This is a genomic window from Sphingomonas sp., assembly GCF_048595155.1.
GTDB lineage: Bacteria > Pseudomonadota > Alphaproteobacteria > Sphingomonadales > Sphingomonadaceae > Sphingomonas_I.
The window spans coordinates 41,161-51,193 of sequence record NZ_JBMDXN010000027.1; the positions used below are offsets into that span (position 1 = coordinate 41,161).

The 10,033-nt window shown below is 63.4% G+C and carries 12 protein-coding genes; 2 read left to right on the forward strand and 10 right to left on the reverse strand.

Going from position 1 to position 10,033, the window contains the following annotated elements; genetic code table 11:
- Positions 1-7: 7 nt before the first annotated feature.
- Positions 8-1,252, reverse strand: coding sequence for a glutamate carboxypeptidase (locus ACOJSI_RS04775; RefSeq protein ID WP_420137115.1), 1,245 nt, complete (start codon positions 1,250-1,252; stop codon positions 8-10).
- 137 nt (positions 1,253-1,389) lie between these two features.
- Here ACOJSI_RS04775 and ACOJSI_RS04780 point away from each other — a divergent pair, with 137 nt between their 5' ends.
- Entirely contained in the window at positions 1,390-2,277 is an 888-nt protein-coding gene (locus ACOJSI_RS04780) for a hypothetical protein (protein ID WP_420137116.1), read from the forward strand.
- Between the two features lie 28 nt (positions 2,278-2,305).
- Here the strand turns inward: ACOJSI_RS04780 and ACOJSI_RS04785 are convergent, their stop codons facing one another.
- Complete coding sequence (locus ACOJSI_RS04785; RefSeq protein WP_420137127.1) at positions 2,306-3,421, reverse strand: GNAT family N-acetyltransferase; 1,116 nt, start codon at positions 3,419-3,421, stop codon at positions 2,306-2,308.
- Positions 3,422-3,446: 25 nt separating this feature from the next.
- Positions 3,447-3,905: a RidA family protein gene (locus ACOJSI_RS04790; RefSeq protein WP_420137117.1), complete on the reverse strand. Its 459-nt coding sequence runs from the start codon at positions 3,903-3,905 to the stop codon at positions 3,447-3,449.
- A gap of 74 nt (positions 3,906-3,979) precedes the next feature.
- On the opposite strand from ACOJSI_RS04790, the gene ACOJSI_RS04795 reads away from it, so the two are divergent.
- A complete protein-coding gene (locus tag ACOJSI_RS04795; protein WP_420137118.1) occupies positions 3,980-4,627 on the forward strand; it encodes a GNAT family N-acetyltransferase in 648 nt (215 codons plus the stop codon).
- Here the strand turns inward: ACOJSI_RS04795 and ACOJSI_RS04800 are convergent.
- The 7 genes from ACOJSI_RS04800 to hppD all read right to left on the reverse strand — a co-directional run.
- Positions 4,624-5,265, reverse strand: coding sequence for an HAD family hydrolase (locus tag ACOJSI_RS04800; protein WP_420137119.1), 642 nt, complete (start codon positions 5,263-5,265; stop codon positions 4,624-4,626). The two genes, ACOJSI_RS04795 and ACOJSI_RS04800, sit on opposite strands and share 4 nt — an antisense overlap.
- Positions 5,262-5,537 (reverse strand): DUF3572 family protein, encoded by a 276-nt coding sequence (locus tag ACOJSI_RS04805; RefSeq protein ID WP_420137120.1) that lies wholly within the window; start codon positions 5,535-5,537, stop codon positions 5,262-5,264. The genes ACOJSI_RS04800 and ACOJSI_RS04805 overlap by 4 nt, the downstream gene beginning before the upstream one ends.
- A 151-nt stretch (positions 5,538-5,688) precedes the next feature.
- Positions 5,689-6,051, reverse strand: a complete 363-nt coding sequence (locus ACOJSI_RS04810; protein WP_420137121.1) for a Rieske (2Fe-2S) protein — start codon at positions 6,049-6,051, stop codon at positions 5,689-5,691.
- Positions 6,048-6,695: a maleylacetoacetate isomerase gene (gene maiA / locus ACOJSI_RS04815; RefSeq protein ID WP_420137122.1), complete on the reverse strand. Its 648-nt coding sequence runs from the start codon at positions 6,693-6,695 to the stop codon at positions 6,048-6,050. Before maiA ends, ACOJSI_RS04810 begins: the two co-directional genes overlap by 4 nt.
- Entirely contained in the window at positions 6,692-7,981 is a 1,290-nt protein-coding gene (gene fahA / locus ACOJSI_RS04820; RefSeq protein ID WP_420137123.1) for a fumarylacetoacetase, read from the reverse strand. The genes maiA and fahA overlap by 4 nt, the downstream gene beginning before the upstream one ends.
- Positions 7,978-9,261, reverse strand: coding sequence for a homogentisate 1,2-dioxygenase (hmgA, locus tag ACOJSI_RS04825; protein WP_420137124.1), 1,284 nt, complete (start codon positions 9,259-9,261; stop codon positions 7,978-7,980). Before hmgA ends, fahA begins: the two co-directional genes overlap by 4 nt.
- Before the next feature lie 84 nt (positions 9,262-9,345).
- Positions 9,346-10,033: 4-hydroxyphenylpyruvate dioxygenase (hppD, locus tag ACOJSI_RS04830; protein ID WP_420137125.1), on the reverse strand; the 688-nt coding region annotated here is incomplete at its 5' end.

Here is a 10,033-nt window from a genome sequence, read left to right on the forward strand (position 1 = left end):
GCACGCTTCACTTTGTGGGAGGCGCGGCGCCGAGCTGGATCAGCAGCTTGGTAAACAGATAAAGGCGCGGCGTGAGGCTCGGCAGGTCCAGATATTCGTCCACGCTGTGAAAGCCGCCGCCGACCGGCCCGAGCCCATCGAGCGCGGGCGTGCCGGCTGCGGCCGCAAGCGCGCTTTCGGACGCCCCGCCATTGCCGGCCATGCCCAGGGTCAGCCCCAGATCCGCGTAGATGGCCTTGGCCTGAGCGGCGAGCCGGTCGGTGGCGGGATTGTTGGGCAGCGGTGGGAAAGAGGGCGTGGTCGAGACGTCCACCTTGGTATCGGGGATCATCGTCTGGCGTGCCGATGCCTCAAACGCGGCCAGAATGCCGGCAAATTGATCCGCCGTCCGGACGCGGACATTGATGTCGGCGGTGGCGAGATCGGGAATGACATTGACCCGATTGCCCGCCCGCAAGGTGGTGAGGTTCGCGGTCAACCCATCGCCCGACTTGGGGAAGCGATCCAGTGTCCCGATCTGATGGATCAGTTCAGCCGCCGCGTTACGCCCGTCCTGCGGCGCCACGCCGGCATGGGCGGCGCGGCCATGCACCGTCAGCTTGATCGTGGCCGATCCCTTGCGCCAGACCGTGATCGCATCGGGCGCGTCGCCCGGCTCGACGTTAAGCTCGACATCCGCCTCATGAACCAATCTGTCGATCAGCTTGCGCGTTCCGGGCGACCCGGTTTCCTCGCTCGTCTCGATCAGAAACGTGATGCTGGCATAATTGGTCTCTTTAAGGTCATGTAGCAGCTTGAGCGCGGTAAGCGCCTGAACAACGCCGCCTTTCTCGTCGGAGACACCAGGCCCGTACGCCCGCTTCTCGTCCATCCGGAACGGTCGTTCCGCGACCGTACCAGCGGGAAACACGGTATCGATATGACCGATGATGAGGATGCGGCCCCTGCCCTTTCCGGTCAGCCGTGCGACGACATTATCGCCCAAGCCGGGCGCTTCAGCGGGTATTGTTTCGATCGTCGCGCCGATCGCCTTCAGCTCCGGGACCAGCCGCGCCATAACGCGGGCGGACCCTTGCGCATCCCCGCTGCCGGAATCGATGTTCACGATATCCTTGAGAAGAGCGATCTGGGCTGAACGGGCATCGGTCGCGGCCTTGAGAATTTGCTTGTCGGGCTGAGCGGCGATGGCCGGGATGGCTGCAACCATGGCTGCTACTGCGGCCAGTGACGGCATGTACGGATTGTACCTCATTAGACGGTCCTCCCGACCGGACCCCATGGCCCTTTGCTCCTGCATGGCAGCGGATGGCCGTCCCGTCTCTCCTTTTCGACGGGAGCGCCTTTCTATAGGCAAGCCGGTCGTCGGCTCGGTTACCGTCGAGGGGGAGGATGTACGCTGTGCGATTTGGAGGCCTGCTCCATCGGGCGATATTCGCCTTGGCGGGTGTCGCGACGTTTGCGGACGGCGGCGGCGCCTCCGCCACAGCCTTCGACGGGTTCGGCCTATATCGCCATGGCACGGTCGACAGTATCGAGCAGTTGATGATCCTGCCTGATGGCCGCTTTTGCTACAATGTAATGGCGGGCTCGCTGGACCTGCTCACCGGAGGATATTGGACCGCGCAAGGCGACGCCATCGTCCTGCGTGAAATCAAGCCGGTCTCCTCGCCGATCGTCGTCCTCTGGCAGGCCAGCACCCGCGAAGAGGATCGCGGGAAGATCCTGTTTGAATTTAGCGGGCGAACCTTTGGCGGCCAGGCCGGCATCCTGTTCGGTACGTCTGACGGCGATCAGCTGCCAAAGGATATGCGGCCGCTCTTCGCGCCCGACGCTAACGGCTTTGAATCATTTTATGTGGAGACGCGCTCTATCGGTACGAAGACGTTCGCGCTGGCCACCCGCGCGCGGCAATTTCCCTCCGATGGCCCGTCGACAATCCTGCAATATCGCCTGCCGGCCGTGCCGGCGGGATCCGGGCTTCGCCTGCGCCTTTATTATGATCGGGAGGCCGTTCGTCCATCGATTGCGCTCACCGCAACAATGAAGGATGGCGCGATGACGATCGACGACCGATCCTTTGGCAAGCCTGGGCCGATCAGCGACGGCGACCGCGCGACCTGCACCGACGTGATCCGGAAAGCCGAAAGCGGCGAAGCCCCCGCGGCGGTTGATGCCGCCCGCCTCAAGGCGGAGCGCAGCGCAGAAGCCGATTTTCCTGGCGCCGCGTCCGCAACGCCGTTGTTCAAGACCTCCGGCGACGGAGCCATGGCGAACTGAGGTCAGTGCATGTGCGCCCCTGGGCGGTCTAACCGCCGTCTTTCTTGTAGGGCGCTTCTTCTTCCAGCAGTTCGATATTCTCCGCAACCATCAGCCGTTCCTGTTCCAGATAGTCGGCAACCGCGCGGCGGAAGTTAGGATCGGGAATATAGTGGGCGGAGAAGGTCGGCGTCGGTAGATAGCCGCGCGCCAATTTATGCTCGCCCTGCGCCCCCGCTTCCACACGGTTCAGGCCCCGTGCGATCGCGACGTCGATCGCCTGATAATAACAGAGTTCGAAATGGAGGAAGGGCACATCCTCCGTCGATCCCCAATAGCGGCCATAGAGGGTGTCGCTGCCGAGAAGATTGAGCGCGCCAGCAATGGGCGCGCCGTCGCGTAGCGCCAGCATCAGAATGACCCGTTCGCCCAAACGCTGGCCGAGCAGGCTGAAAAAGCTGCGCTTGAGGTAGGGGCGCCCCCATTTTCGCGATCCGGTATCCTGATAGAAACGCCAGAAGGCATCCCAATGCTCTTCCCGGATCGCATCGCCCGTCAGGTGCAGAAACTGCAGCCCCTCCCGCGCGGCGGCACGTTCCTTGCGGATGGCCTTGCGCTTGCGGGAGGACAACGCCCCCAAGAAGCCATCGAAATCCACATAATTCTGATTGTACCAGTGGAACTGGCGGTCGGCGCGGATCAGCCATCCGGCGGCCTCGAACAGCGGAACCTGGGCGGGATCGATGAAGGTTGCGTGCGCGGAGGAGAGATCGTTCTGATGTACCACCGCCTCGGCGGCGGCGATCAACGCCGGTGCCACCGTGGTATCGCGCAGCAGGAGGCGCGGCCCGGGGACCGGCGAGAAAGGCACGGCAATCTGCAGCTTGGGATAATAAGATCGCCCGGCGCGCTCCCACGCATCGGCCCATCCCTGATCGAACACATATTCGCCTTGGCTGTGGCTCTTGGCGTAGGCCGGTAGGATCGCCGCGGGCACGCCATCCGCGTCGTCGATCGCGATGGGCACCGCTTGCCATCCGGTATGAGCAACCGCGCTGCCCGAATCCTCCAGCGCGCTTAGAAAGGCGTGGCTGACGAAAGGATTGTCATTGCCGGCGCATGCATCCCATTGCTCCGCCGAAAAGGCGGCAATGCCGTCGGCCATCCGCGCGACGACGTCGGCCACGGGCTTAACTCCGAACCTGGACCACCGCGTCGACCTCGACGACCGCATTCAACGGCAAAACGGGAACGCCGACCGCGCTCCGGGCATGCTTGCCGGCGTCGCCGAATACCTGCTGCATCAGCTCGGACGCACCATTGGCGACTTGCGGCTGTGCCGTGAAATTCGCTGCCGATGATACGAACACGCCCAGCTTGACGATCCGCTCCACGCGATCCAGCGAACCCAAGGCTTTCCGGATCTGCGCGAGCAACATCACGGCGCAGCGTTCGGCCGCTTGGCGCGCATAATCCTGATCCGCATCTTCGCCGCAGCGGCCAGTCATCAATTGCCCGTCAAGGAACGGCAATTGCCCGGAAATATGAAGCAGGCCGTTAGCCTCGACCGCCGGGACATAAGCGGCGACCGGTGCGGCGGCTTCGGGAAGAACGATGCCGAGTTCGGCGAGGCGGGTGTCGATGCTCATGTGCGCGCCTTCGGACGATGCCGCGCGAGCGTCAAGCGCTTGCGACACGTTCCGGAGCGCGATAGCGGCCTGGCATGGCCGCTGACCCTGCTCTGATATCGATATGGATCAAAGCCTGGGCGATCACCCGCGGCGTCGCTCCGCCCATACCCTATGCCAGCGGCCATTACGTGGCGGTGGGCTGGCCGGATCAGCTTGGGCGCTACGTGTTCTCAACGCTCGACGAGAAGGCCATCCGGGCCATCGGCAACCGCCATGAGCCATGGCTCTATCTGAAGGTATGCGCTCCGGAAGCGGAGGTGCGCCCGCTCCTGCCCCCGCGCTGGCAGATCCGATCCACACCGACCTGCATGATGATTGCAGACTTGACCGCCATACCGCTGGAGCTGCCGGACACTTACCATTTGTCGATGGCGCAGGAGGGCGAGGTGCTTACCGCGACCATCCAGGCGGGGGATGAACTGGCCGCACGTGGCCGTCTCGTGATTGTGGAAGGCGTCGCGATCTTCGATCAGATCCGCACCCAGGACCCGCATCAGCGCCGTGGGCTAGGTCGCGCGCTTATGGCGACGTTAACGCGAAAGGCGTTGGAGTGCGACGTCGACTTCGCGATCCTGTCTGCCACCGCAATGGGACGAGCATTGTATGAAAGCGTCGGCTGGCGATGGCATTCGCCCTATACGAGCGCCGTCATAGCGGGATCGGATACGGGCGCGCCTTAAGCCTGATCGGCCATCACGTCCGCTGGTTCACCGGCAAACCGCGCCAACACCCAGTCCACCGCCGTGTCCCAATCGTCTATCCGTGCATGCGCATGCCGCGCGGGCGGGATCGTCGGCGCAATGGACGGTTCGGCCACCATGTGGAGGCGAAACACGCTTGGCGCATGTTGGGCCACGGAAGCATGGTGCGTTTCCAGATCGTCGACGAATACGGCGACGCTGGCGCCGTGTTCGGCAGCCAATCGGGCGACCGGCGGCCCCTTCCCGCCCTGGTTGCACATGACGCGGTGACGAATGCCGAGAGCGTCGAGCTGCGCCACGCGTCCGGCATGACACCAATCCTGAAGATTGGTGAGGATCACGATGTCGGCCACCGCCGCGATCCGTTCCAGCGCGTCCGCCGCGCCTGGGGTGAGCGTCTGCCGGTCCATTTCTGTCCGGAAAAAATCGTCCAGCAGGGGCCAGACTTCTTCGGCGGGCATCAGCCGGTTGGAGGCGCGATGGGTCAAGGCGGAATCGAATTCGCCGCGCTCCGGCCGGAAATCGATGCCATGTGCCTCGTCGAGCCATGCGCCGAAATGGCGGACCATGTGCAGCAGCACTTCGTCACAATCCGTGATGAGCAAAGGGCGGCTCATCGTTCAAGCGCCTCGCGCGCGTCGACCAGCGCTTGAGGCCGCATCTCGAGCGCTTCCGCACAGGCGATCAGATCTGGCTCATAAGCTTCCAGAAAGCCGAGAACTGCTGCCAAGACCGCAGGCTCCGTTGCGCGCTCGCGCAGATCCTGGCCGGTGAGGCCGGTCAATGCCAGCATCCGATCGGCGCGCGTCTGTTCGCTGGCCGCCCAGGCGAGTGCATGCAGGCCGGTGGCGATCGGATCCGGCGTCGAGTGTCGGGTGGAGGCGATCATGTCATCCGTGAGAGAGAGGTACCATGTCGAGGCGCAAGCCGGAACTGGGCTGACATGGCGTCAGATGCGCGCTTGTCGAGGACAATCCGGCAAAGCTCAAGGGATTAAGCGTTTCCGCGCTGCCGCCGGTCGTGCAAGGCGTGGAGCGCCGTTAGGCGGTCACGATCCAGCCATCCACCAGCGTTACCGGCCAAGAGGACAATGCCGCGCCATGACAGGGGCCGCCCACGCAGCGGCCATCCTCGGGTGCGAACAGGGCGCCGTGCCACGAGCATAGGATCAGGCTGCCGTCCGGCGTGAGATAGCGATCGAGCTGCTGGGCGAGCGGAAGGCCGGCATGGGGGCAGCGATCGACATACCCGTAGATCCTGTCTGCGCGTCGCACCACAAAGCCATGGAAACGCCCTGCTTTCATCTGGAGGACGAAGTTGCGGGCAGCTCCTTCGGTGAGGTCGTCGAAGCGGGCAAGGCGCACACCAGGCGGTGTGGCGGCAATCCGGTTCTCCGCGTTCATGCGGGATCGGCGTCTGGCTGAAGATCGGGATGCGCCGCCGCGACGGCCGGATGGGCGCGGGCGCGCGCCGTTGCCGCACCAAGATGCCGGAAGCGGGATATGTCCACGCCGAACCGCTCAGCATTGTAGACCTGCGGGACCAGGCAGCAGTCCGCCATCGTGAGTTGGTCACCAAAGGCGTAATCCCCGCCATAACGCGCGATCATCGCTTCGAGCGCGGCCAATCCTTCGCTCATCCAATGCGACATCCACGCATGCGCAGCTTCCGTCGAAAGCTCAAGGTTGGACTTCAAGTAGTTCATAACGCGAAGATTGTTCAGCGGATGAATATCGGCCACGAGGATCGAGGCCATCCCGCGAACAATTGCCCGCGGCTCATAGGCACGCGGAAGCAAGGCTGGATCCGGCCAGTATTCTTCGAGCCATTCGAGAATGGCCAGACTTTGCACGAAGGCGTGATCGCCCCATTCCAGCGCAGGTACGAGGCCCGCTGGTGCGATCGCGCGATACGTGGGATCGGTCTGTTCCCCCGTGCGCAAATCATGCGTGATCTGCCGATAGCTCAGCTTCTTCAGGTTCAGTGCGATCCGGACGCGATAGCTGGCACTGGAGCGCCAATAGCCGTGGAGGACCAAGTCACTCATGGCGCCGGGATAATGAAGGCAGTGCACGCGCCGAAGCCGATCGGAACATGGCCTGCGGCTCGCGCCGTCGCGCGAAGTGTCACCTCATCGCCGTCCTCAAGGAAGGCACGCGTTTCGCCGTTTGGCAGCGACACAGGCACTTTCCCGCCCTGGCTGATCTCCAGCAGGCTGCCGAAGCCGCCTGCTTCCGCGGTGGAAATCGTGCCGGTGCCGATCAGGTCGCCGGGCTGAAGATTGCAGCCGTTGGAAGCATGATGGGTAACGATCTGCGCCATCGTCCAGTACATGTTCGTGGCTGGGCCCTGGCTGAGCGTGAACGGCGCAACGCCGTCCGCGCGCATTTGCGCGGTCGACAGCAAGACCTCGAGCTCGAGAGCGAATGCACCCTGCCGCTGGTCTTCCTCATCGAACAGATAGGGCAAAGGCTGCGGATCGCCCTCCGGTCGCGGCGGCTGTGCCAGCCGGAATGGAGCCAATGCCTCGGCGGTCACGATCCAGGGCGAAACAGTGGTGTGGAAATTCTTGGCGAGGAAAGGCCCAAGCGGCTGATACTCCCAGGCCTGGACGTCGCGTGCCGACCAATCGTTGAGCAGGCAATAGCCGGCGATATGACCCTGGGCTTCCCCGATCGGGATCGGCCGCCCAAGCGCGTTGCCCTGCCCCACCCAGATGCCGAGTTCGAGCTCGTAATCCAAGCGGCGCGACGGGCCGAAGCTCGGCCTTTCCTCGTCCGGTGCCTTGCGCTGCCCATTGGGGCGCACGACCGGCACGCCGCTCGGCCGAACCGAAGAGGCGCGGCCGTGATAGCCGATCGGCACATATTTATAGTTTGGAAGCAAGGGATTGTCGGGGCGGAACTGCTTGCCGACGTTGGTTGCGTGGTGAATGCCGACGTAGAAATCGGTATAATCGCCGATCGCCGCGGGCAGATGTACGACGCAGTCCGCCGCGCGATGCAACAGCGGCCGGAGCGTCTCACGATGCGTCGGGTTCGACAGCAGGTCCGACAGGCGTCGGCGAAGCCCGCGGCGGTCAGCGGCAGGCAGTGCCAGCACGGGATTGAGCGTTGGACCTGTCAGCAAATGCCCGACCGCGTCCGGCAACAGCGCCCCTACCCCGCTGAGTTCAAGGATATAATCGCCGATCGCGACACCGGGGCGGACATGATGGCCCGGTGGGGAGAAGATGCCGAGTGGCAAATTCTGGATCGGGAACTCCCCATGACCATTGGCGGACTCCACCCAGGATGTGCGGCTGGGATCGTGGGTTTCGTCGATCAGGCTCACGGCAGTTTGGCCTTGTCGAAGCCGGACCAGCAATCGTCATAGTCGAGTTGGCAGAGCGGGGTTTCGATTGCCCAACGCGTCGGGCGGATCACCCAGCGGCTTTCGAACATGAAGGCCATCGTCCCTTCGATCTTGTGAGGTTTGAGGTCGGCGGCGATCGCCCTTTGATAGCTCGCCTGGTCCGGGCCGTGGCCGGCCATCTGGTTGTGTAGGGACGCACCGCCAGGCGCGAAGCCGCCTTCCTTCGCGTCATAAGCCCCTTCGATCAGTCCCATGAATTCGCTCATTACATTACGGTGGAACCAGGGCGGCCGGAACGTCCCTTCGGCCACCATCCAGCGAGGCGGGAAGATCACGAAATCGCAATTGGCCGTGCCGTGACTCTCGCTCGGGCTGGTCAGCACAGTAAAGATGGATGGATCGGGATGGTCGAAGCTGACCGTGTTGATCGTGTTGAAGCGGGTCAGGTCGTAGCGTGACGGCGCAAGATTGCCGTGCCACGCGACCACGTCGAACGGGCTATGATCGAGCGTAGTCGTCCAAAGGCGCCCCTGAAATTTCTGGACGATCTCATGCGGTGCATCGCGATCCTCGAACCAGGCGGTCGGTGTCTCGAAATCGCGCGCATTGGCGAGGCCGTTTGCGCCGATCGGGCCAAGATCGGGCAGCCGGAGCGGTGCGCCGTAATTTTCGCAAACATAACCGCGCGATGGACCGGCCACTTCGATCCGAAAGCGCAGCCCGCGCGGGATGAGTGCGATCTGCAGCGGCGTCACCCCGATCCGACCTAGCTCGGTCACGATGGTGAGCGCACCCTGCTGCGGCACGATCAGCAATTCACCGTCGGCATTCTGGAACGCGCGCCGCTCCATCGACGCGTTCGCGACGTAGAGGTGGATACCAATCCCCGCGCCGGTCGCCACGTCTCCGTTGCCGCCGTAGGAGGTGAGCCCGTCGACGAAGTCGATCGCGGCGTCAGCCAGCGGGTGCGGATCCCATCGCAGGCGATTGGGCGTCGGCGGCACCTCGTCGAAGGGCGCAGAACGGAGCAAGGGCGCGCCGGCATAGGGCGTGTACGGCGGATGGCTCGCAGTCGGGCGCAGGCGATAGAGCCAAGACCGCTTATTCTCGGCACGCGGCGCGGTGAAGGCGGTTCCCGAAAGTTGCTCCGCATAGAGACCGAACGGCACGCATTGCGGAGAATTGCGCCCGACCGGCAACGCCCCGGAGACCGCCTCGCTGGCGAAGTGATTGCCGAAGCCGGTGAGGTAATCGGTCATCTTCGCCCACCTAGAGGGTTTCGCTGGTGCTGAGGAGAGGCTTCGACCGGGCTCGTCCGCTTGGCTGGATGCACGCGGACGGGATCACTCATCCACCGTGATCACGCCGCGACGGATCTGGTCGAGTTCGATCGATTCATACAGCGCCTGGAAATTGCCGTTGCCGAAGCCTTCATTACCCTTGCGCTGGATGATCTCGAAGAAGATCGGCCCGAACATATTCTCGGTGAAAATCTGCAGGAGCAGGCCTTCCTCGCCGATATTGCCGTCGATTAGGATGCGGTTCCTTCGTAACCGCTCCAGATCCTCGCCGTGATTTGGTACGCGGTTGTCGACCAGCTCGTAATAGGTCTCGATCGTGTCCTGCAGGCGCACGCCGCGTGCGCGCAGCCGCTCGACCGTATCGTAGATGTTATCGGTGGTGAGCGCCAAATGCTGGATGCCCTCACCCTGATAGTCGCGGATGAACTCCTCAATCTGGCTATGCTCGTCCTGGCTTTCATTCAGCGGGATCCGGATCGCCTTGTCGGGCGCAATCATCGCCTGGCTGAACAGGCCGGTCGCCTTGCCCTTGATATCGAAATATTTCTGTTCCTCGAAGCCGAACAGGGTCCGGTAGAATTCTGACCATACCCGCATCTGACCGCGCTTCACATTGTGAGTAAGATGATCGAGCAGATCCAACCCGACGTTGTTGGCAGCTTCCGCTTCCTGCCAGCCGGCAAACTCGGCCCAATCGGCGTAGAGATCCTCGCCATCCTTGATGAAATAG